At 38.1% G+C, this 24,543-nt stretch carries 17 protein-coding genes and 2 tRNA genes; 18 read left to right on the top strand and 1 reads right to left on the bottom strand.

Annotation, left to right across the window (positions count from 1 at the left end):
- Positions 1-29: 29 nt before the first annotated feature.
- A complete protein-coding gene (locus H5092_RS12065; RefSeq protein ID WP_008133668.1) occupies positions 30-695 on the bottom strand; it encodes a Bax inhibitor-1/YccA family protein in 666 nt (221 codons plus the stop codon).
- A gap of 251 nt (positions 696-946) precedes the next feature.
- Between H5092_RS12065 and H5092_RS12060 the strand changes: the two genes are divergently transcribed.
- The 18 genes from H5092_RS12060 (at position 947) to H5092_RS11975 (ending at position 24,539) form a co-directional block, all read left to right on the top strand.
- Positions 947-1,037 (top strand) — tRNA-Ser (locus H5092_RS12060).
- Positions 1,038-1,120: 83 nt separating this feature from the next.
- Positions 1,121-1,211, top strand: a tRNA-Ser gene (locus H5092_RS12055).
- 370 nt (positions 1,212-1,581) lie between these two features.
- Positions 1,582-2,478: a LytTR family DNA-binding domain-containing protein gene (locus H5092_RS12050; protein WP_259395140.1), complete on the top strand. Its 897-nt coding sequence runs from the start codon at positions 1,582-1,584 to the stop codon at positions 2,476-2,478.
- 118 nt (positions 2,479-2,596) lie between these two features.
- On the top strand, positions 2,597-3,409 hold the full coding sequence (locus H5092_RS12045) for a CPBP family intramembrane glutamic endopeptidase (protein WP_182733577.1): 813 nt from the start codon (positions 2,597-2,599) through the stop codon (positions 3,407-3,409).
- Between the two features lie 13 nt (positions 3,410-3,422).
- Positions 3,423-3,671 carry a hypothetical protein gene (locus tag H5092_RS12040; RefSeq protein ID WP_182719810.1) on the top strand — a complete coding sequence of 83 codons (249 nt, stop codon included), beginning with the start codon at positions 3,423-3,425 and terminating at the stop codon, positions 3,669-3,671.
- Positions 3,672-3,844: 173 nt separating this feature from the next.
- Positions 3,845-4,225, top strand: coding sequence for a hypothetical protein (locus H5092_RS12035; protein ID WP_002961912.1), 381 nt, complete (start codon positions 3,845-3,847; stop codon positions 4,223-4,225).
- Positions 4,226-4,353: 128 nt separating this feature from the next.
- Positions 4,354-4,812 carry a GAF domain-containing protein gene (locus tag H5092_RS12030; RefSeq protein ID WP_002961911.1) on the top strand — a complete coding sequence of 153 codons (459 nt, stop codon included), beginning with the start codon at positions 4,354-4,356 and terminating at the stop codon, positions 4,810-4,812.
- The gene (locus H5092_RS12025; RefSeq protein WP_002961910.1) at positions 4,812-5,090 is read left to right on the top strand and encodes a hypothetical protein; all 279 of its coding nucleotides are present in this window, start codon (positions 4,812-4,814) and stop codon (positions 5,088-5,090) included. Before H5092_RS12030 ends, H5092_RS12025 begins: the two co-directional genes overlap by 1 nt.
- Before the next feature lie 15 nt (positions 5,091-5,105).
- Positions 5,106-5,756: an RNA chaperone ProQ gene (gene proQ, locus H5092_RS12020; protein WP_002961909.1), complete on the top strand. Its 651-nt coding sequence runs from the start codon at positions 5,106-5,108 to the stop codon at positions 5,754-5,756.
- Positions 5,757-5,782: 26 nt separating this feature from the next.
- Entirely contained in the window at positions 5,783-7,807 is a 2,025-nt protein-coding gene (prc, locus tag H5092_RS12015) for a carboxy terminal-processing peptidase (RefSeq protein ID WP_165723491.1), read from the top strand.
- Between the two features lie 181 nt (positions 7,808-7,988).
- The gene (nhaC, locus tag H5092_RS12010; protein ID WP_002961908.1) at positions 7,989-9,452 is read left to right on the top strand and encodes a Na+/H+ antiporter NhaC; all 1,464 of its coding nucleotides are present in this window, start codon (positions 7,989-7,991) and stop codon (positions 9,450-9,452) included.
- A 47-nt stretch (positions 9,453-9,499) separates the two neighbouring features.
- Complete coding sequence (gene pepN / locus H5092_RS12005; RefSeq protein ID WP_182733576.1) at positions 9,500-12,094, top strand: aminopeptidase N; 2,595 nt, start codon at positions 9,500-9,502, stop codon at positions 12,092-12,094.
- The gene (locus H5092_RS12000; protein ID WP_010552655.1) at positions 12,095-12,316 is read left to right on the top strand and encodes a DUF2835 family protein; all 222 of its coding nucleotides are present in this window, start codon (positions 12,095-12,097) and stop codon (positions 12,314-12,316) included.
- 252 nt (positions 12,317-12,568) lie between these two features.
- Positions 12,569-14,668 (top strand): DUF1302 domain-containing protein, encoded by a 2,100-nt coding sequence (locus H5092_RS11995; RefSeq protein WP_182674349.1) that lies wholly within the window; start codon positions 12,569-12,571, stop codon positions 14,666-14,668.
- Positions 14,669-14,681: 13 nt separating this feature from the next.
- Positions 14,682-16,046 carry a DUF1329 domain-containing protein gene (locus H5092_RS11990; protein ID WP_182733575.1) on the top strand — a complete coding sequence of 455 codons (1,365 nt, stop codon included), beginning with the start codon at positions 14,682-14,684 and terminating at the stop codon, positions 16,044-16,046.
- Between the two features lie 126 nt (positions 16,047-16,172).
- Positions 16,173-17,168, top strand: coding sequence for a YCF48-related protein (locus H5092_RS11985; RefSeq protein WP_182695649.1), 996 nt, complete (start codon positions 16,173-16,175; stop codon positions 17,166-17,168).
- Entirely contained in the window at positions 17,168-19,489 is a 2,322-nt protein-coding gene (locus H5092_RS11980) for an RND family transporter (RefSeq protein WP_182711197.1), read from the top strand. Before H5092_RS11985 ends, H5092_RS11980 begins: the two co-directional genes overlap by 1 nt.
- 208 nt (positions 19,490-19,697) lie before the next feature.
- Complete coding sequence (locus H5092_RS11975) at positions 19,698-24,539, top strand: NAD-glutamate dehydrogenase (protein ID WP_182733574.1); 4,842 nt, start codon at positions 19,698-19,700, stop codon at positions 24,537-24,539.
- The last annotated feature ends 4 nt before the right edge of the window (positions 24,540-24,543 follow it).

Here is a 24,543-nt window from a genome sequence, read left to right as displayed (position 1 = left end):
AAAGGGGCTATTTTAACAGAACTATTTAATTAGTCATCACTTGCGCCAAGTAGAGCAAGCAAAGAAGTAAATAAGTTATATACGCTTAGGTATAAAGACACTGTTGCGCGAATGTAGTTAGTTTCACCACCGTTTATGATTCGGCTTGTATCAAATAAAATCAAACCAGACATAATCAGTACAACTGCTGCATTAAGCACCATAAACATCAATGAACTGCCAATAAAAATATTAACGATGCTTGCTACAATCACAACGATTAAGCCAACAGTTAAAAAGCCACCCATGAATGAGAAGTCTTTTTTAGTATTTAGTGCATAAGCAGATAAACCAAAAAAGATAAGCGCTGTAGAACCTAAGGCTTGCATAATAAGCATTGGGCCATTAGGTAATGCAGCATAATGGTTAAGCAATGGACCTAAGCCTGCCCCCATTAAACCTGTGAAAGCAAACACCCAAAATACACCAGATGCTGTATCTGCTTTTTTATTTACAACAAATAATAAACCGAACGAAACGAGTGTAAACACAATTCCCATAAAGTAAGGTAATTGTAGTGCCATTGAAATACCGGCTGTAACTGCACTAAATGCAAGTGTCATAGCTAGTAAAAAGTAGGTGTTTTTAAGTACCTTGTTTGTTTCAATGGTAGACATTACCGGTTTCGCGGTATTGTACGATTGATTAAACGCCATTGTAGAGCTCCTTTAAGTGAAACGTGTGTGTTTCGATAATTTAACTAAAATTAGATTACCAACTCTTATATGTTTGGGCAAACCTTTGTAGATCAATAGAGTTAAATATTTAAATAAAAGTATATTGATGGCTAAATTAAAAACATTTTGTTTTAACTTTAAACAAATCAATTGTTTTTTAGGCACTTAAACAATTAATTTAAAAAAAAGCTTCACAAAAGGGATGGGTTTCCCTATTATGCAGGCCGTGCGGAGAGATGGCAGAGTGGTCGAATGCACCGGTCTTGAAAACCGGCATGGGTTTATAGCCCATCTAGGGTTCAAATCCCTATCTCTCCACCACTTATTTAATAAGTGTGTGGTAATTAAAATATCATTCATTTAAATAGTTATTAGTACACTCTTACTTTTAACTTAGCAGTATCGGAGAGATGGCAGAGTGGTCGAATGCACCGGTCTTGAAAACCGGCATGGGTTTATAGCCCATCTAGGGTTCAAATCCCTATCTCTCCACCATATAACAGAATAGCCCGCTAACTTAGCGGGTTTTTTGTGTTTGGAACAATATCAGTACACTTATACCAACCCGCAATAATACTTAATCATTTTGCGTGGCTAAACGTGTCGCTCCCTGCGTTAAAAAATTCTCATTTTGAACAACTAAATAGCGAATTTATTGGCTAGCTGTAAACACGTTTATCCGCCCTCTAAATAGATCACTTAATTAAGCGAATTGGTATTACATCTCTTATCTCTTATTAGTAAAACCTTAAAAGCAGATAGAATTGCTCACACATCATCTTCTGATGTTAAAAAACGTTGATGTTCTCTTCCTATTTTTGTTTTTAATAAAACTACCATCACAAAAAACTTTAAATGAGTTGGAATGCACATATTAATGTGTGTTATTTTTAAATATTGGTGGATTAAAGGTATGCAAAATAGGATGTTGTGGCTCAAAGATGATCTAGATTCGAGAAAGTTAGTTGTATATCGTGCCGTCATGTTTTCGTTTATAACGCTTTTTGTACTTTTTGTATTTCAACCTTTTGGCACTTCAAGCGATACCGAGTCTTACAAGTTTCTGCGACTTTTTGGCTATGGGTTAGTAACCTTTTGTGCTTTGCTATTGTCAGGTTTCATAGAAATAGTGTTACTTAAGTTTAAGCTAAGTAAATTAAACCGTTTAATTATTATTCCTATCACATATATTTTAATTACTGCGATATTCAATCATGGGTATTTTGTGGTTGCTGTACTTGGATCTTGGCATTGGCAGAATCAATTACTTTTTGTAGGGTATATTTTTTGTATTGGTGTATTTCCTCTTATTTTTTTACTTGTGGTAAATAGGCATGTAATAGATTTAACTAAGCCAAGTACAGTTAGCGTTGCTCAAGAGCAGTTGAGAGAAGTTGAGTTAAAGACAATTACTCTCAAAGGCGATAACAAAAACGACGAAATTAATACGGCTCCTCACCATATTTTATTTATTAAATCTTCAGACAACTATTGTGAAATAACAATACAAGAAGGAGCTTCAACTTCACGTAAACTATTACGTGTATCTCTTAGCGGTTTATTAAAGCAGCTTCCAGAAAAAACAATTATATTACGATGCCACCGTTCTTATGCGGTCAACCTGCAAAACATTCAACACTACAGTGGTAATGCTGGAGGGTTGCAATTATCGCTACATACAATTGATATTAAAATTCCTGTGTCTCGTTCTTATGTAAAAGTAATAAAAGATGCTTTGTCATTAATCCCAAAAACATGTTAATCCCCCCTAAAACATGGGCTTTATACCTCGTCTTGTAATTGAGACCTAATAGGTCGCTTTGTATTTTTACTATTGCCAAGATTAAGTTGAAATTTACAACTTAACGAGAAAAGTAGATATGAAATACGCTATCAAGGCATTTGTAATAATTTCTATATTTGTATTTTGCCACTATGTAATGAGGCAGTTTTGGGGAGAAGGTTGGTCTAGCTGGTTGTCTGAACTTGATAATCTAACTGGCATTTTATTTACCCCCGCTAAATATATTTTTTTATATGGACCGTTAGTTATTGCGGCTATTATTTTGTTTAAACAAAGTAAGCCTTTTGAATCTATAGGGCTTAATTCCTCTGGTTTTATTAACTATGCACTCGCAGCAATTATTTGTTGTACTCCAATGGCAATAGGTTATGGATTTTTGAGTGATGAACTTAACCTATCAATACCAGCAATAATAACTGGCTCAGTTTATGCGGGGTTTTTTGAAGAGCTAATTTTTAGGGCTGCATTGTTTGGTGTTTTATTTAAATATTGTAGATGGGGCTTTGTGCCTGCGGCATTAATTAGTTCAGTAATATTTGGTCTGGGCCATATTTATCAAGGCAATGATGCGATTTCTGCATTGATGGCGGTTGCAATCACTACTGTAGCAGGTACATGGTTTGCGTGGCTATATTGTGAATGTGGTTATCGTATTTGGTTTCCTATGTGGATGCATATTTTTATGAATGCAGCTTACGGAATATTTGGTATGTCGGGTGGCGCAGTAGGTGATCTACAAGGTAACTTATTTAAAGCAACAGCCATTGTGTTAAGTATTGTGTATGTTGAGATGCTAATTCGACGAGGAAAGCAGCGCGAAGTTACATTATCAAAATTATTTCAATGCACTAAAAATGGCCTTTACACGCAACAAGCTAACTTAAACTGAGTGGGAAACGACCATGCTAGAATTATTTATTGTAATAATTATATTTAGCTCACCCTTTTTGATTCTTACTATTACTAAACGTTATTTCACCTATAAAACTACAATAATGGCAGCGCACGCAAAATTTAAAGGACTAAATAATAATAACAAGATAACAAAATTAGAGGAACAAACAGCGATGTTGAGCAAAAGGGTGGCAGTGCTTGAGGAAATAGTAACATCTAGCCATTTTGAGTTATCAAATAAAATAGCTAAGTTATAAACATTTTGATAAGTGTGACCCAAACTTATGAGCCTATTAATAAAGTAATAGGCTCATACTGCAATAAGGTTTATTTTTAATCATAAATTACGACCATAGTCTCTGTTTCTAACCTTTAGATCTTGGTGCATGCTTTATACATAGAATTTAGATTTGTGTATTAAGGATTTTAAATGAAACATCAGCTAGCAAAAAGCGTAGGGCTTTCGTTATTATCGCCTGTTATTGTAGGCAGTTTACTTGGTGTTTATTACTCACTTACGCTTGAAGGCGAGTTTGTATCAATATTTCTTACCTTATTAATGACTGCTATATCAAATGCACACATAGTAGGCTTAACAATGGCTGCTTTTGTTGTGCCTGGGTATTTACTCATGTTTAAGTATTCTAAAGTTAATTATTCAGGGGTATTAACTCTTGGACTACTAGGCGGAGCGATATTTAGTTACTTATTAAGTGCCACAACAGGGGAGATATTTTTGATCAATAGTGTAATGTCAGCATTCGCTGCTGGGCTGTTTTTGTTTGGTCTTCGTAAAACGGCAAAAAAATAATCGCAGCATTATTAACCAAGCGCACTGATAAACGGTGTGATTTCCTTTTTTTTACCTCCAAAAGGTTCCAATTTTTCACGACAAAGAGTACCTTTAGCTACTGTATGTTTAATAAGAAGTAGTTTGGTATGCAAAAGCACGATTTTTACCAGTCATTAGTTAAGCAAACTGAATCGCTGATAGCTGGTGAATCCAATGTAATTGCCAATATGGCAAACATAAGCGCGCTGTTATTTACCTCTTTAGAGGATGTAAATTGGGCGGGCTTTTACTTTATGGATTCTCCTACTGAATTAGTACTTGGTCCGTTTCAAGGTAACCCTGCATGCATTCGTATTCCAGTAGGAAAAGGTGTATGCGGAACTGCTGCGGCAACCGTAGAAACACAATTAATTGAAGATGTTCACGCTTTTGACGGCCACATAGCCTGTGATGCAGCGTCTAATTCTGAAGTGGTTGTACCTATCATGAAACATGGTAAAGTATTTGCTGTACTAGACATTGATAGTCCGAGTATTGGTCGATTTGATGCTGACGATAAAGCCGGTCTAGAAGCATTAGTAAAATGCTTAGAGGCGAGCTTGTAATGAAAGATTTGCTAAATGTTCAAGACTACCTATTTGCTGTACAAGATGTTGGCGATTGGGAAGGCGAAGAAGAACATGTAGCGGAAACGCTCAATGATTTGATTCATATTGCATGGGATCGTCTTCCAGATGATTCAGAATGTGAATTTATTGATGAAACAATAAATGGTATTTGGGAACACCTTCGAGGTGATATGGCTGTTATAGAAGCCGATTTCGAAGAGTTGGTCGACTGGGTAACACACTACGTCGATTCGTCCCTTGATGAAAAGATGTGAAAAATAGGTTCTAAAATGGAAACCACAAACAAGCTAAAAGATATTAATGAAGTGTTGGAATTTTTATATCAAGAATTCCCACAATGTTTTAAACAAAAAGATGGCATCAAGCCGCTTAAAGTAGGTATTTTTAAAGATATTGCTGAGCGTATTGAAGGGTCTGAAAAAGTAAGTAAGACTCAAGTTCGTCAAGCGCTTAGAAAATACACGTCTAACTGGCGTTATTTAGAAGCTGTGACCAAGTCAGAGTTTCGTATTGATCTTGATGGTAATCAAGGTGAAAAAGTTGAGCAAGAGCATATCGACCATGCACAAAAAGCATTGGAAGAAAGCCGCGCTAAAATGGCTAAACGCAAAAAACAACAGCGTCCTCGCCAAGATTCTGATTCTAAATCTTTCAAGAAAAAACCAGCTCATGCTAGCAAACCAGGCGATAAAAACGCTCCTGCAGCTAACAAACCTGCTAAAGCAGCGCCGGCTAAGCGTTCAGGAAAAATTGAACCTTTGCCAGCAACTGAGGTCAAGGTTAATAATAAGGTTAAGGTTAAACTTGGCCAAGCACTTGTAAATGCAGTAATAACTGAAGTGAACAAAGATGATGTTCATGTTGAGTTAGTAACAGGTATGCAAGTTAAAACCAAAGCTGACAGCTTATACATTGTTTAAGTTGTAAATAAATTAAGGAGTTGTGTATGAGTAAAAAGTTTACGCTCATTCCGTTAGTTGCTGCCCTGTTTTCAGGTTCATTATTTGCTGCTGTAGAAGCCGTCACTATTGACGATTTACCCCAGCTCAAGCAAGAGAGTCAACATGGTACTGCTAGCAAACGAGTGGCTAGCTTATTTGCTCGTTCACACTATACACCGGTTCAATTTAACGATGAGCTTTCTAGTAAAGTGTACGATCGTTATATCGAATCCCTTGATTTTAATAAAAGCGTTTTCTTAGCCAGCGATATAGCCTCATTTGAGCAATATCGTGATGACTTTGATAACGCTATTACTACCGGTAAATTAGACTTTACGTTTGATATTTTTAACTTAAGTCTTAAACGCCGTTTTGAACGTTACGAGTATTCACTTACTCTGCTTGAAAAAGAGATGACGTTTGATAAAGAAGATGAATACTTTTTTGACCGCGAAGATTCAGCATGGCCTGCGTCACAAGCTGAGCTTGATGAAATTTGGCGTGAGCGTGTAAAGTACGACGCACTGCGTTTAAAAATGACGGGTAAAGATTGGGAAGGCATTAAAGAGGTGCTGACCAAACGCTACAAAAATGCAGAAAAACGTTTAGTACAATCAAATTCAGAAGATGCTTTTCAAATTGTTATGAATTCGCTAGCACGCAGCATTGAGGCGCATACGTCTTATTTATCGCCACGTCGTGCAGAGCAATTCAAAATGGATATGGACTTAGAGCTTGAGGGCATTGGTGCCGTATTAAGCCCTGATGAAGATTACACTGTTATTCGCAGCTTAGTGCCGGGAGGCCCTGCAGATAAAACAGATCAAATTAAAGCTGATGATCGCATTATTGGTGTTGCTCAAGATGGCGAAGAGTTTGTAGATGTAATTGGCTGGCGTTTAGATGATGTAGTTGATTTAATTAAAGGTCCTAAAGGGACTAAAGTACGTTTACAGTATTTAAAAGGTGTTGATGCTCACGGCGCTCCGAAAGTTGTAGAAATTACTCGCGATAAAATCAGACTTGAAGATAGAGCGGCTAAATCAGAAGTATTTGAAGCAAAATATTCTGATTTAACAAGTAAAATTGGGGTGATTGAAATTCCTGGCTTTTACAATAATCTTTCGAAAGATGTAAAAGTAGAACTTGCCAAGCTTAAAGAAGAAAAGGTTGATGGCATTATTATCGACTTGCGCCAAAATGGTGGTGGTTCATTATATGAAGCAACACAATTGTCAGGTTTATTTTTTGACCAGGGCCCAGTTGTTCAAATTCATACCTTAAATAACCGTATAGAAGAGCAAAAAGATCGTGATGGTATAACTTACTATGACGGCCCTTTAACTGTGTTAGTTGATCGTTACAGTGCATCTGCTTCTGAAATATTCGCAGCAGCAATGCAAGATTACGGTCGCGCTGTAATTATTGGTGAGCAAACATTTGGTAAGGGTACTGTACAGCAGCACAAAGGCTTAGGCCGTGCTTATGACCTATACGATAATGCGCTAGGCAGTGTACAGTATACTATTGCTAAGTTTTATCGTATTAACGGTGGTAGCACGCAACATAAAGGTGTTATCCCTGATATTTCGTTTCCATCAGCAATTGATCCTGCACAGTGGGGCGAAAGTAAGCAAGATAATGCACTTCCTTGGGACAGCATTGTTAAAGCGAAATATAAAAAACTAGGTAATTTAACACCTATTATTACGTACCTTGAAAAACAACACGAAGTACGAATTAAATCAGAGCCAGAATTTGGTTATGTATTTAATGACATTACCTTATACAACGAAGAGAAAGACCGTAAAACTATCTCTTTAGTTGAAGCAGACCGTATTAAAGAAAAAGATGAAGGTGAAGCACGTGCACTTGTACGTACTAACGAACGTCTTAAGCGTTTAGGTAAAGATCCGGTAGAAAACTTAGACGATATACCAGAAGTAATCGAAGAGCTTGACCCATTTTTGGAAGAGGCTGCATTAATTACTCAAGATTATATTAATTATGGTCGTATAGCTAAAAAGTAATAACTGGTTTTACCTCTGTAAAAAAGGCGCATTGGCGCCTTTTTTACTACCTAAAATTTACTAAATTGTTATAATCTTCGATTACATAAACTTGAGCTGGATTAATGACGCTCAATTAATGCGCTTTACGTGCTAAAAATAATAATTAAACACACAGCAAGTGTGTGTAGGAGTCTCTATTTTGAAGCCATTGGAAGATAAACCAATCAAACCTGCCTCGTTTTTTGATGCATTAATTCCTATCTCTGTATTAATCTGTTTACTTGGCGCGGCTGTATACTTATTCGGTGACAACTCTTCATCCGGTCCTAACCAAATAGCACTTTTATTTGCCACTTTTGCAGCGGCTTTAATTGGTCTTAAAAACGGTTACACATGGAAAAAATTAGAACAAGCTATGATAGAAGGCATAACGCTTTCACTTGGTGCTATTTTAATTTTACTTATGGTAGGTGCATTAATTGGTACTTGGCTACTTTCTGGGACTGTACCAACTCTAATTTATTATGGCTTACAAGTTATAAATCCAAGTTGGTTTTATGCAGCGAGTTGTTTAATTTGTGGCATTGTAGCAATGAGTATTGGTAGTTCTTGGACCACGGCTGCTACGATAGGTGTTGCTTTATTGGGTGTTGCTACGGGTCTTGGACTTGAGCAAACAGTAACCGCAGGTGCAGTTATATCTGGCGCGTACTTTGGTGATAAGCTAAGCCCGCTGTCAGAAACAACCAATCTAGCACCAGCAGTTGTTGGCGCTGATTTGTTTGAGCATATTCAACATATGCTGTGGACGACAGTACCGAGTTTTGTAATTGCACTAATTATATTTATATTCATGGGCTTTAATGCAACAGCTTCAAGCGAAGCAGGGCGCATTGATGAAATAACGGCTATTTTACAGCAAAACTTTAATATTGGTTTTGAAATGCTGATCCCGTTAATCGTACTTTTAGTTTTAGCTATTAAAAAAATGCCAGCATTTCCTGCTATCTCAATTGGTGCTGTTGTGGGCGCTGTTTGGGCTATGTTGTTTCAGTCTGATCTAATTGCTAGCCAAATTGATGTTTCTCAAGGACAGCTAGTTGGCTACTTCAAACTTGTTTGGACTACTTTCTTTGATGGTTTTAGCATAAGTACCGGCGATGATAAGATGGATTCCTTACTCAGCGGTGGCGGTATGGCTGGTATGCTTACAACTACATGGCTGATTATGACTGCACTGATGTTTGGTGCCATTATGGAAAAAACAGGTCTTTTGGATATTTTTGTAAAAAGCATACTTAAAATAGCTAAAAGCACGGGGTCGTTAATTGCGGCGACAATAGCTACGTGTATAGGAACTAACGTAATAGCGGCCGATCAATATATAGCGATTGTTGTACCGGGACGTATGTTTAAAGATGAATACGAAAAACGTGGTTTGAAGCCTGTTAACTTATCTCGTACATTGGAAGATGGCGGTACAATTACTAGCCCACTAATTCCATGGAATACGTGTGGCGCATACATGCAAAGCGTTTTACTTATAAACCCTTTTGATTATGCACTCTATGCTTTCTTTAACTTAATTAACCCTGTTTTAGCGGTTGTTTATGCCTACTTAGGCATTAAAATTTTACGTATTAAGCCAAAACAATCTGCCTAATTTTAAGCAGCTCCTTTTAACTTAAAAGGAGCTGCTTTGGAGTATCTATGACTGAATCAAGTAAACCCCAAGCACAATATCTTAAAGACTATAAAGCTCCTGACTTTTTAATTGACCACACAGAGCTAACATTTGACTTACAGCCTTTATCAACCAAAGTAAGCTCTTTACTAACACTTACCCGAGTTGGTGATAAAAAAGCACCTTTAGTGCTTGATGGTATTGATTTGCGTTTACTGTCTTTATCTGTTGATACAGTTGATATAACGGATTATGAAATTGTTGGTGAGCAGCTAATAATTAATAACCTACCGGATAGTTGCCAATTAAGTATTGTGACCGAGATATCACCTGAGACGAATACTTCTTTAGAAGGTTTATATTTATCGGGCGGTGCGTATTGCACACAGTGCGAAGCGCAGGGGTTTAGAAAAATCACCTATTACATGGATCGCCCTGACGTACTTGCCACGTTTGATGTAACTATTATTGCGGATAAAAAGTATCTACAACTTCTTTCTAATGGTAATCAAGTAGATAGCGGTGAAACATCAGATGGTCGTCATTTTGTGAAATGGCAAGACCCATTTAAAAAACCGAGCTATTTATTTGCACTTGTAGCGGGCGATTTTGATGTTTTGAAAGATACGTACACGACTAAAAGCGGCAAAGACGTAGAGTTAGCATTATTTGTTGATAAGGGTAATTTATCTAAAACACCTCATGCTATTGCTTCACTTAAAAAAGCAATGCAATGGGATGAAGAACGCTTTAATTTAGAGTATGACCTTGATATTTATATGATTGTTGCCGTCGATTTTTTCAACATGGGCGCGATGGAAAATAAAGGGCTAAACGTTTTTAATAGTAAATGTGTATTAGCCAATCAAGAAACAGCGACAGACAAAGACTACCATACGATTGAATCCATTGTAGGGCACGAATATTTTCATAACTGGACGGGCAATCGTGTAACGTGCCGAGATTGGTTTCAGTTATCGCTAAAAGAAGGGTTAACCGTATTTAGAGACCAAGAGTTTAGTAGTGATTTAGGCTCTCGTGCACTTAACCGAATTGATGCAGTTAAAGTAATGCGTACGCATCAGTTTAGCGAAGATGCAGGCCCTATGGCGCATCCAATTCGTCCTGAAAAAGTTATTGAAATGAATAACTTTTATACTGTAACAGTATACGATAAAGGTGCTGAAGTTATCCGTATGATGCACACGTTACTGGGTGAAACTAATTTTCAAAAAGGGATGACACTTTACTTTGAGCGCCACGATGGGCAAGCAGTAACATGTGATGACTTTGTCAGTGCAATGAGCGATGCATCAGGTGTTAATTTAGAGCAATTTAAGCTGTGGTATAGCCAATCGGGTACACCGCGCTTAAATGCAATACAACATTTTGATAGCAGTTCAAATACGTATACATTGACAATAGAACAAGCAGCACCGGACAATCAGCCAGACAATAAACCACTTCATATACCTTTTGCTATTGAACTACTTGATGCGAATGGGAAAAGTATTGCTCCGCAATATAATGGTAAAAAACTAGATCATGTGCTTGATGTAACAAGTACGACTCAAACATTTAGCTTTGATAATATCTTAGAAAAGCCTGTTGCGGTTTTACTCGAAGATTTTTCTGCACCTTGTATTTTAAATCAGCAAACAACAGAGCCCGAACTATTACATATTATGCGTTTTGCACGCAGTGATTTTTCACGTTGGGATGCACAACAGCAGCTATTTATTAAGGCGATTAAGTCTCAGATTACCGATACAACTAATAGCATGTTAAGCAGCGAAACTATAAATGCGCTACGTGTACTTATAAATACCAAAGAGGGTGATTTAGCCTTAATTGCAGAGCTGTTTAAACTGCCAAGTTTTGATACATTAGCCGCTGAATTTGAAGTAATACCTGTTGATGAGATTATTGAAATAACAGAAAAGTTTGAGCAACAAATTGCTGACGAACTTGCTGATGAACTGCTTGCTTGTTACGAATCTCTTGAAGATGATGGCAGTATAAGTGCAAGCTCCGTTGCTAAACGCGCTTTAAAACAAATATGCTTGCATTATTTGGCTAAAACTCAAAAGCCAGAGGCTGTAAGTTTTATTAAAGAAGCCGCAAGTTCGACTAATATGACCAATGTACTTGGTGCACTAAGCGCAGTGGTAAAAGCATCCCACCCTATACAAGAAGAGCTTTTGAATCATTTTGATAGTCAATGGCGCCATGATGTTTTAGTGATGGATAAGTGGTTTGCACTGCAAGCTATGCAGTCAGGCAATAAAGCTATAGATAATATTAAGGCACTTTACGAACATCCGTGTTTTGATTTTTCAAACCCGAACCGTGTACGTGCACTTGTAGGAAGCTTTAGTCACTTTAATACAGCACAATTTCATCGCTCAGATGCCCAAGGCTATACGTTATTAGGTGACTTGTTAATAAAACTTAATGCAATTAATCCACAAAATGCGTCTCGTATGCTAACACCGTTCATGTCATGGAAGCGTTACGATGATGTTCGCTCTCAAGCAATGAAACTGCAATTACAACGCTTAGCTAATCTAGATGGGCTAAGTGCTGATTTGTATGAAAAGGTTGAAAAAGCGCTCGCATAAATGATTGAGTATTATTTTACCTTAAGATTGAGCTATAACGAGTGCATGGATTACTACCATGGCCGTTTTAGCTCTTTACAAGTTGTAGAAGATGGTGGTAAAACGATTCGTTTTGCTGCTACACATTTGAGGCCCTTCATTTCAAGTTTAGGTGTACGTGGCCGTTTTAGACTCTTATTAACCCCCGAAAACAAGTTTATCCGCCTAGAGCGAGTGGCCTGACACTCGGTTTTTATGTTATATATACATAAAAATATTGTATTTTTGTTAATTTCAATTTGTCCTATTGTTAAATTACGTGTATAAATTATCTGGTACGACGTCTTACCAATACGTAAGCGTCAACCAAAACATAAAGTATACGGAAGATTAGAGCGAGTATTTGTAATTTCACTGATTCGCTTCTATCGTTATGATTACACTAAAAACAATAACTTGATCACACAAAATGACCCGCGACAGGGGGGAACCAAAATGATAAGAAGATCGCTTTTTGTTAAAAATAGAATCGCTATAGGTATAGCAGCCGCTAGCTTAGGTTTATCTGCAGCAAGTACACAAGCTGTAACATTTGAAGCTGGAGGTTTTGACATTACCTTCGATTCAACCTTTTCATATGGGCAAAGTGTTCGCGTAGAAGACAGAGACTTTAGCCTAATTGGTAAAAGTAACAATCCGGCATTTGATTGGACAGGTTACAACCCTGCGCTAAACAACACTATTTACTCATCTCAAGATGTATGGGCTCAACCTGGCTCTTATTCAAATAATGGTGATGCTGGTAATTTAAATTTTGACAGTGGTGACTCATTTTCAAAACTTTTGAAGGGAACACACGACCTTTCAATAAATAAAGATAACTACGGTTTGTTCACTCGCTTCATGTATTTTTATGACTTTGCGTTGATGGATGGCTATCATGCATATTCAAATCCTACATCAGGGCAGGGGGTTGATCCGTGTGATGATAAAGACACTAAAGCGCAAAGCTGTGCAGATATTCGTTTATTAGATGCGTTTGTGTGGGCTGATTTTGATTTAAATGATGGTAATAACCCTTTATCTGTCCGTTTAGGTCAACAAGTAGTTAACTGGGGTGAGAGTACACTTATATCTCATGGTATTAACGTAAACCCAGTTGATATTGACCGATTGAAAGCGCCAGGTGCTGAGCTTAAAGAAGCATTCATACCTGTAGGCATGCTTTGGGCATCGCTTGGCATTACTGACAACATTACCCTTGAAGGTTTCTACCAATACCAATGGCAAGAAACGCGTTTACCAGCAGCTGGTACGTATTTTTCGACTAATGACTTTGCAGCAGAAAATGGTTATCAGCAGAATGTTCAATTAGGTTTTACGTCTAATCCTGATATTGATGTCGCTTTTTTAACAGATAGCTTGAATAACTTAACATCTGATTTTGCATTGGCCGCAGCAGCACAAGGTATTGATCCTTCAAGTGCAGAAGGAAGTGCTTTATTAGCTCAAATGTATCTTGCATACCCAACTAAAGTTGCTTTAAAAGGTAAAGGAGATAATGGTAAAACAGAGCCTGAAGATGGCGGTCAGTATGGTTTACGTTTAGGTGTATTTTTACCTGAATTTAATGATACTGAAATTGCACTCTATCACGTGAATTATCATAGCCGTCGTCCGCTTATATCTGGTCGCGTATCAAACTTTTCACAAGCTGCAATTGCCCAAGATTTAGCTATGATCATGACAACAGAAATCACGTCAGATAATGTTGCTGATTTAACTGCTTTTTCTAAAGCTGAAAACGAGTACCCTGAAGATATTAAGTTATATGGTTTAAGTTTTAATACGACTATTGGCGAAACAGCCTTCGCGGGTGAATTTGCTTTTCGCCAAGATGAACCGCTACAAATTGATGACGTAGAGTTACTTTACACAGCTATGCCTGAGCAATTGGCGGTTGCTGGTATTCGTCCTGATTTTGCGGGTATTTCGCAAATGAGTATAGGCGATGCGGTAAGCTCAGTTGGTGCAGGTGAAGTTGCCAAAGGCTACATTGAACGTGATACATCACAAATTCAATTTACAGCAACACATTTATTTGGTCCTTCATTAGGTGCTGATAGCTGGGCTGTAGTTGGTGAAGTGGGTGTAGTTAAAATTCACGATATGCCTGACTATGACGAAATGCGTTTAAATGTATCAGGCACTGGCCGTAGTGGCACAATAACAGGCCCAGGTACTACTGATTATTCAACATTGCAACTTGGTCTTTCAAATGGCGCTGAAGAAAAATCATTCGCTACAGCATCTTCTTGGGGTTACCGCCTAATTGCTAAAGGCGATTACTTCAACTTTTACAAAGGTATTAACTTTTCACCACGTTTTGTATTTTCTCATGACGTAAACGGTAATACACCAGATCCTATGTTCTTATTTATTGAAGATCGTAAATCTTTAGGTGCTACGATGAACTTTAACTACCAAAATGCGTGGTCACTTGATGTGAGCTATAACTCGTTTTGGGGCGGTGGCGGTGTTAATACATTCTCAGACCGCGATTACGTTTCTTTTAACTTAAAATATTCTATTTAGGGGTAACATTACTATGATTAAAAAACCTACCCTCATCGCTACAGCATTTTGTAGTTTGTTTGCAAGCAGCGCAGCTTTGGCTAAATTAAGCGCTGATGAAGTTGCTCAATTAGGTCAAAACTTAACGCCAATGGGTGCAGAAAAAGCTGCGAATGCTGATGGTTCTATTCCAGCGTGGAATAACGGAATTACAACAGCGCCTGCAGGTTATGAAGCTGGTATGCATCATCTTGACCCATTTACAGCTGATAAAGTGCTTTTCACTATCGATAAAAGTAATATTGAAAAGTACAAAGCCAATTTAAGTCCGGGTCAAATTGCTTTATTTGAAGCATACCCAGACACATTTAAAATGCCAGTGTATGAAACACGCCGCTCAGCTTCGTACCCTCAGTTTGTTTATGACGCGACTAAAAAGTTTGCACCGACTGCTGAATTAATCGAAGGCGGTAACGGTATTAAAAATACCGCGATAGGTATTCCTTTCCCTATTCCTAAAACAGGTTTAGAGGCAATTTGGAATCACTTATTACGTTACCGTGGCCAGTCTATTGAGCGCTTTGGTGGTCAAGCTGCACCGACTGCATCTGGCTCTTACAACTATGTTGGTTTTGATGAGCAGCTATTAGTTAAATACTCAGACCCAAGCGCTACACCAGCAGAGCTACAAGACTCAAACATTTTGTTTAAGTTTAAACAAAGCGTTACAGAGCCTGCACGTTTAGCTGGTACTGCATTATTAGTTCATGAAACAATGGACCAAATATTAACGCCGCGCCAAGCATGGACTTATAACTCGGGGCAACGTCGTGTTCGTCGTGCACCTAATGTTGCATATGATGCACCAGGCACAGCTGCAGATAGCCTGCGCACTACCGATGATTTTGATATGTTTAATGGCTCACCAAATCGTTACAACTGGACGCTAAAAGGTAAGCAAGAGTTATACATACCTTACAACAGCTATAAACTTCATAGCGACAAGCTAGAGTACGATGATATTTTAATGCCTGGCCATATTAACCCAGAACATACACGTTACGAAAAACATCGTGTTTGGGTTGTTGAAGCTAACTTAAAAGATGATACACGCCATATCTATAAAAAGCGTGTGTTTTACATTGATGAAGATAGCTGGCAAGTACAGGTAACTGATATTTATGATAACCGCGACCAACTTTACCGTGTAGCCATGGCTTATGGCCTTAACTATTACGAAGTTCCTACACAGTGGAGTACCCTTGAGGTTTATCATGATTTGAATTCTCGTCGTTATTTAGCAATTGGTTTAGATAACCAAGAAAAAATGTACGATTTTTCACAGTCGTTTAACGATAACGAATTTACTTCAAGCGCTTTACGTCGCGCAGGTAGATAGTATTAAACTAGGCACTTAACAATATGTTAAGTGCCTTTTCCTTTCTCATCGCGTTTGTCTTACAGCGCGCAACGCACTCCCTAGTAAAAAGACAAACAACTCTCTCGTACAAGGCGATTAAAATTTATGAAGTATTTGGTATATGCCAGCCTGATAATAAGCGGTGCGAGTGTTGCACAAGAAGCCCCTAACTATGCAATCAGTGCAACAAATGCAGCTAAAACCTTACTCACCGATATAACTAACACGGGTAATGGCTTAATTGCTGTTGGTAAACACGGTACTGTTATTAAAAGTACATCGGGTGATTCATGGCAACAAGCTGAGCTAGTTCCAACTCAAGTGCTCTTAACTGCCGTTGATTTTAGTAACGAAAATAATGGATGGGCGTGTGGCCACGATGCAACAATCATAAATACTACTGACGGTGGCGTTAATTGGCAGCTACAACAAGCATTACCTGAATTAGACAAACCATGTTTAGATATTTTATTTGAAGATGACTTAAAAGGTTTTGCAGTTGGCGCATATGGCATGTTTTATCAAACTACAGACGGTGGTCAACATTGGCAAAAACGCTTTTTAGATTCGCTACTTTTTAGTGATGATCGTGATTACTTAAACGATTTAAAAGAAAATGACCCACAAGGATACGAAGCGGAAACTGCTTCTATCTTACCGCACTTTAATCGTATAGAAAAAACAGACAATGGATTAATGCTCGTTGGTGAAATGGGTTTAATGGCCAGAAGCGTTGACGATGGTCAAACTTGGCAAAGAATAGAAGAAGTTTATCCCGGTTCATTCTTTGCAGTTGCCTCTGATAGCACTCAAGAAATTGTGGCGGGGCTACGAGGTAATGTTTTTGCAAAGCAAAGTGGCGAAAAGCAGTGGCAGCATTTTGAAAATGTTAAAACAGCGACGATTAACAACATCATTAATTATAATAACAAACAATGGCTCATGCTCGCTAATAGTGGCGTTATTTTTCATCTTCAAGATGGGTTACTCACCCATGAGCAGCTTGCTGACGGTAAAGCGATTCTTGATGGTGTAATTTTAGATAACAGATTGATCATGGCTACAGAAGATGGCATTAAAGTGAAGGAGTTAACCCCTTAATGCATAAGTTACTCGATTTTATTGAAAAGGCGATTTTTAGACATCGCTTAATTATGCTTATAAGTTTTGCACTTATAACCTGTTTACTTGTATTTAAAGCGACTCAAATTCAACTTGATGCATCGTTTAATAAAAATATCCCGTTAAATCACGATTACATGAAGGTATACACTAAACATGAAAAACAGTTTGGTGGTGCAAACAGTATTTTAATTTCAGTATGTGACGACAGCGGAGATATATTTAATCCAGAATTTTTTACTCAATTAAAAGCGGTTCACGATCAGCTTTATTTTATTCCTGGTGTAAATCGTCCTTTAGTGAATTCTATATTTTCACCTAGTGCTCGCTTTGTAGAAGTAGTAGAGGATGGCTTTGCCGGTGGTCCAATTATTCCTGCAAACTTTAAAGCAGATACGCGTGGATTAGGTGTAGTAAAGGAAAACATTGAAAAAGCAAAAGTTGTAGGGCGTATGATTGCCAGCGATTACTCTTGTGCAATGGTAACGGCTCAACTTTTAGAAACAGATCCTCAAACACAGCAAAAATTAGACACATTAGCTTTTGCACAAAAGCTAGAAAGTGATTTAAGAGAGCCTTTAAGTACAGACAAAGTAAGTATTCATATTATTGGCTTTGCAAAAATGGCTGGTGATATAGCTGAAGGCGCAAAAGGGGTAGTCGTATTTTTTGCCATTGCTATCGCCTTTACCTTTATTATGGTTTGGCTATTTTGTGGCAGTTTAAAGCTAACTATTTTGCCAATCGCGTGTTCTATTATTGCTGTTATTTGGCAATTAGGCCTGCTTTCAAGTTTAGGGTTTGGACTAGACCCTATGTCCATTTTGGTGCCGTTTTTAGTGTTTGCTATTGGTGTAAGCCATGGTGTGCAGATGATCAATGCGATTGGCAAAAAAGTAGGTGAAGGAAAAAGTACGCGAATTTGTTGTCAGTCAAGTTTCAGGGCTTTATTAATACCTGGTGGTATTGCACTGCTTTCAGATACCGTAGGCTTTTTAACATTACTTACTATTGATATTGGTATTATCCGCGAACTTGCTATTACAGCGAGTTTAGGTGTGGCAGTAATTATATTTACAAATTTAATTTTGCTGCCAGTTTGGGCGTCGTACATGAACTTTGAAAACAGTGTACATATTCAATCTGGTGATGCTGAGAAGCCTAATATACTTGATAAGATCAGAGACATTTTAGTAAAAGCAACCGATCCTAAAATCGCTAAAATGATTATCGGTTTTACCCTTGTTTTATTTGCTCTAGGCTACTGGCAAGCAGATAAAATGCGTATAGGTGACTTACACGCAGGCGCGCCATCTCTGCATCAAGATGCCCGTTATAACCAAGACACGTTTTTAATTTCGGATAAGTACACTATCTCGTCTGATATTTTAAAAGTAATTGTAGAGGCGTATCCTGCAGCATGTACTGAGCATGATGTGATGGAGCGTATAAGCCGTTTTCAATACAAAGTTGAGAATGTGGCCGGTGTGCAGTCTGCTGTAAGTTTGAGCTCTGTAGCTCAATCGGTTAACGCGGGCTACAACGAAGGCAATTTAAAATGGCAGAGTTTGCCACGAAATTCAGCAAGCTTAGTACAGTCAACGTCTCGAGTTGAAACTAGTACAGGCTTACTTAACGGTGATTGTTCAGTTATGCCAGTGATTATATTCTTAGATGATCATAAAGCACAAACTATCGATACCGTAATTAAGAGTGTTAAGCAATTTGCACAAGAAGAGGGCACTGAAAAACTAGCATTTAAATTAGCGTCAGGACCTGTGGGCGTAATGGCGGCTACTAATGAGTCTGTATCAGAAGCACAAATACCCATGATGCTTTACGTTTATGGTGCCGTTATTATTTTATGTTTAATGAGCTTTAGAAGCGTAAAAGCAACAGTAGCCGTAGTATTACCGCTTTATATTGTATCAACCCTTGCCCAAGCACTTATGGTACAGCTGGAAATAGGCTTAACAGTTTCTACTTTACCTGTAATTGCATTAGGTGTAGGCATTGGTGTTGATTACGGTATTTATATACTGTCGTCGATGATGGGGCAGCTTAAGCAAAACGTACCGCTTAGTGTTGCTTATCGTAATGCGCTTGTTGAGCGTGGCAGCGCGGTTCTATTTACTGGTATTACATTAGCTATTGGTGTGAGCACTTGGATATTCTCAGATCTTAAATTCCAAGTTGATATGGGTATACTATTAACCTTCATGTTTTTAGTGAATATGTTAGGTGCAGTGTTGTTATTACCCGCAATTGGTAGCCTTCTCTGGACTGACCAGAAAAAATAATGTGAATACTTTTGCTCCTAAATGGCCAGTAATGGCCATTTATATCTATATTTTGTGAATAGATGACCAAATAGCTGAAATGCTTAAAATGTTTTCATCGAAAAGGCTGTTTATTAGCTGTAAAAGGGTTAGAATTTAACTGACTCCACGCTAATAATACGCTGTACAAATATTCTGCTTTTAGCAGTAATAGATTAAGGAACATACAATGACACGAAATGAAGGCCAAGCCTCGGTTATCCTAGATAATGTCTGTAAGCTGATCCAGAAAAAAGTTCGCGCTGATAATGTGTTACTCGTTGAGAAATTCGCCAAAGCCTTGTACAGCAATATGTCTAAAGAGGATTTGGCAAACCGCAACGATAGTGACCTATATGGCGCAGCATTAAGCCTTTGGAACTCGCTAGAAAAAAATACTACTGACGACGCAGTTATCCGCGTTTTCAATCCAGAAGTGGCAAAAGATGGCTGGCAGTCATCACATACAATCGTTGAAATTATCACTAAAGATATGCCGTTCTTAGTTGATTCTGTTCGTATGGCCATGACTCGTGAAAATATCGCCTCTCACTTATTACTTCACTGCCCATTAAAAATTAAGCGTGATGAAAACGCTAAAATTTCTGGATTATCAAATTTAAAAGCAGAGCAAGAATCTTCATCTACTAAAACAGTATTTTTTATTGAAATTGACCGTCAAACAGATTCTTCTGTGATTGAGTCTTTCAAAAAAGAATTAGAGTCTGTGCTAGTTGATGTATCAGTTGCTGTTGATGATTGGCAACCAATCCGTAAAAAATTAATTGCAGTGACTAAAGAGTTACCTAAACGTCATCATAATAAAAGTAAAGATGAAGTTTCAGAAACAACTGAGTTTTTAGATTGGTTAGCTAAAGATAATTTTACCCTAATGGGTTACCGTGAATATGAGTTAAGCCCAGTTCAAGGTGATTACCAACTAAAAGGTAAAATGGATACAAGCCTAGGCTTGATGAAAAACTCTACTGAAGAACACACTCGCTTATTATCAGAATTACCTGAAGTTGCACGTCAAGAAGCTCGTAGCAGCAACCTACTGATTTTAACAAAAACTAACTCTGTTTCTCGTGTTCATCGTCCAGCTTACATTGATTATGTTGGCATTAAGCGTTTTGACGATGAAGGCAATGTAATTGGTGAAGACCGCTTTATCGGTTTATTCTCATCAAGCTTTTACAATAACAGTGCTACTGATGTACCTGTGTTAAAAAGTAAAATTAATCGCATTATGGAAATGTGTGATTTTGCTAAAGGTACTCACGCTTACAAAGCTGTTTTAAATATTTTAGAAACCTACCCACGTGATGAGCTAGTTCAAGCGCGCGAAGGTGAGCTACTTGAAGTTGCTATGGGTGTGTTACAAGTACAAGAGCGCGATATGTGTCGCTTGTTTGTACGTAAAGATGCGTATGGTCGTTTTTTATCTTGTATGGTTTATGTACCTCGCGAGCGTTATAACACGGCTCTTCGTCGTGAAACGCAAGATATATTAGCTAATGCATTTAATTCTGACGATAAAGTCGAATTTACTACTTATTTCTCTGAGTCAACACTGGCGCGTACTCATTACACCGTTCGTGTGACCGACAACAAGATCGAATATAACGTGAAAGACATCGAAAACAATTTAGTAGAAGCTGCACGTACGTGGGAAGATAAACTTCAATCTGCTCTTTTAGAGTCTGCGGGTGAAGCTCGTGGTAACGATTTAAATCGTAAATACTGTAACGCGTTTGCACGCTCATACAAAGATGAAGTGCTTCCAAGTGCTGCGGTTGTTGATATTGAAAAGTTAGAACTACTTAGCGATGAAAACAAACTAGAAATGCTGTTTTATCGTCCTCAAGAAGAAGCAAACAGCAATATTGTACGATTAAGCTTATTCCATAAAGATGAGCCGATTCACTTATCTGATGTCATGCCAATGCTTGAAAACTTTGGCCTTCGTGTTGTTGGTGAAACACCATATTCAGTTAAAACTAGCGATGGTCGTATCAACTGGATCATGGACTTCTCGATGCTTATTGACAGCAAAGGGATGGCAGATTTTGATAAAATCTCAGCACGTTTTCGTGCTGCATTAACAAATGTTTGGGGCAACCGTCTTGAAAACGATGGTTTTAACCGTTTAGTGTTAATGGGTGGCCTAACAGGCCGCGAAGCATCTATCTTACGTGCGTACGCTAAGTACATGCGTCAAATTGGTGTAACTTTCTCACAAAGCTACATAGAAAGTACATTTGCAAATTATCCAAATATCGCAGCGCAAATTGTTAACTTGTTTGCTAAAAAGTTCTCAGTTAAAAGCCCTGCAAGTGCTAAAACACTTGAAAAGCTAAGCACGCAAATTTATTTAGAGCTTGAAAATGTAGCAAACCTTGATGATGACCGTATTATACGTTTATACGTAGATATGATTGTTGCGACGCTGCGTACTAACTATTTCCAAAAAGACGATGCCGGACAGTTTAAGTCTTATGTGTCGTTTAAAATACAACCTAGCTTAATTCCTGATGTACCACTTCCTTTACCTGCGTTTGAAATTTTTGTTTATTCTCCGCGCGTAGAAGGTGTGCATTTACGTTACGGCAAAGTAGCACGTGGTGGTCTGCGTTGGTCAGATCGTCGTGAAGACTTCCGTACTGAAGTACTTGGCTTAGTTAAAGCACAACAAGTTAAAAATACGGTAATCGTACCTGTAGGTTCTAAAGGTGGCTTTGTATGTAAACAACTACCGACTGAGCGTGAAGCGTTTATCAAAGAAGGCCAAGAGTGTTATAAAATCTTTATCCGTGGTCTTTTAGATATTACTGATAATATTGAGCGTGGTGAAATAGTACCAGCGCGCGATGTTGTTCGTCACGATGAAGATGATGCTTACCTAGTAGTTGCAGCCGATAAAGGAACCGCTACTTTCTCTGATATCGCAAATGGCATTGCTAACGAATACAATTTCTGGCTAGGTGATGCATTTGCATCTGGTGGCTCGGTTGGTTATGACCATAAGAAAATGGGTATCACAGCAAAAGGCGCATGGGAGTCAGTTAAACGACATTTCCGTGAAATGGATATTGATTGTCAATCTACCGACTTTACAGTCGTAGCAATTGGCGATATGGCAGGCGATGTATTTGGTAATGGTATGCTGTTATCTAAGCATATTCGTCTACAAGTTGCCTTTAACCATATGCACATTTTTGTTGACCCTAATCCAGATGCTGCTACATCTTACCCTGAGCGCGAACGTTTATTTAATATGCCGCGTTCTTCTTGGGAAGATTACAATAAAGAGCTAATTTCTGCCGGTGGCGGTGTGTTCTCTCGTGCAGCTAAATCAATTACGCTTAGCCCAGAAATGAAAAAAATGTTGGGCACTAAAAAAGCTAGTATGACACCAAATGAGTTAATGAAAGCCTCATTAATGATGGAGTTTGATTTACTGTGGAATGGCGGTATTGGTACATACATTAAACACTCTAAAGAAACTGATGCCGATGTAGGGGATCGTGCAAACGATGCACTACGTATCAATGGTAGAGATTTAGGCGCTAAAATAATAGGTGAGGGCGGTAACTTAGGTGCAACGCAATTAGGTCGTGTTGAATTTGCAGCTAAAGGTGGTCGTGTTAATACTGACTTCATTGATAACGTAGGGGGTGTTGCCTGTTCAGATAACGAAGTTAACATTAAGATTTTACTTAATGGCTTAGTCGCTGAAGGTGACCTAACACGTAAACAACGTGATGAGCTACTTTACTCAATGACAGATGAAGTTTCTGAATTAGTATTAAAAGACTGTTACCGTCAAACACATACTATTTCAATTACGCAGTCTAAAGGAACTTCAACGCTCAAAGAAAAGATTCGCTTTATTCATGCGCTTGAAAAAGAAGGCAAGTTAAACCGTGCTATCGAATTTATTCCAAGTGATGAAGAATTGGCAGAACGCGCCGCTGCAGGTAAAGACTTAACTCGTCCTGAGCTTTCAGTGCTAGTGTCTTACGCAAAAATGGTATTAAAAGAGTCTTTAGTAAGTGATGAAATTACTGAAAACCCTTACTATCGCCAATTGCTTGTTAAGTCATTCCCACGTCCATTGCGTGAGAAGTTTAACGATGCGATGAACAACCACCCACTTCGTAAAGAAATTATTGCAACTAAACTTGCTAACAGTATCGTTAACGATATGGGTTTAAACTTCATGGTACGTATGCATGAAGAAACTGGTGCTAATGAAGCTGAGATAGCAATGTGTTACTCAATTGCTAGCGAAATATTTGAAATGCGTGAAACATGGTCTTCTATTAGTGCACTTGATAATAAAATACCAGCAGCAGTTCAAACTGAAATGCTTTACCAACTTCGTCGTACTGTGCGCCGTGCAACGCGTTGGTTCTTACGTCACCGTAATAAGTCACAAACTATTGAACAAGGAATTGAATTCTTTGCGCCAACCTTTAAAGATTTAAGCGATAACTTAAATACGTATATGATTGTAAAAGAAAATGATCGTATTGTAATTGAGGCCAATAAGTTAATTGACGCGGGCGTTCCAACAGATATAGCTAATCGTATTGTTTCTTTATCAAGCTTATTCTCTGTGATGGATTTAGCAGAAGTTGCGAATAGTTCAGGTAAGAGTATTTCGATGGTGTCCAATACTTACTTTAAACTAGGTGCAAGAATGGGTCTGCATTGGTTCTTAGAGCAAATAACTAAGCAACCAGTAGCAAATCATTGGCAAGCACTTGCTCGCTCGTCTTATCGAGAAGAGCTTGATTGGCAGCAACGTACGTTATCTGAAGTTGTATTAAATAGCTTTGAAGGTGATGAGAGCGATGTTGATAGTCAAATAGACGAGTGGATGGATAGCCAAGATTTATTACTTCAACGCTGGAAACAAATGCTGGCTGAGTTTAAAACATCACAAAGCCACGACTTTGCTAAGTTCTCGGTCGCACTTCGTGAACTTATGTTGTTAAGCCACAATTGTGATACATCAGGAAAATAATTTA

The sequence above is a fragment of the Pseudoalteromonas sp. SR41-7 genome (assembly GCF_014163935.1).
Lineage (GTDB): Bacteria > Pseudomonadota > Gammaproteobacteria > Enterobacterales > Alteromonadaceae > Pseudoalteromonas > Pseudoalteromonas distincta.
This window is presented reverse-complemented; position numbering and strand designations above follow the sequence as displayed.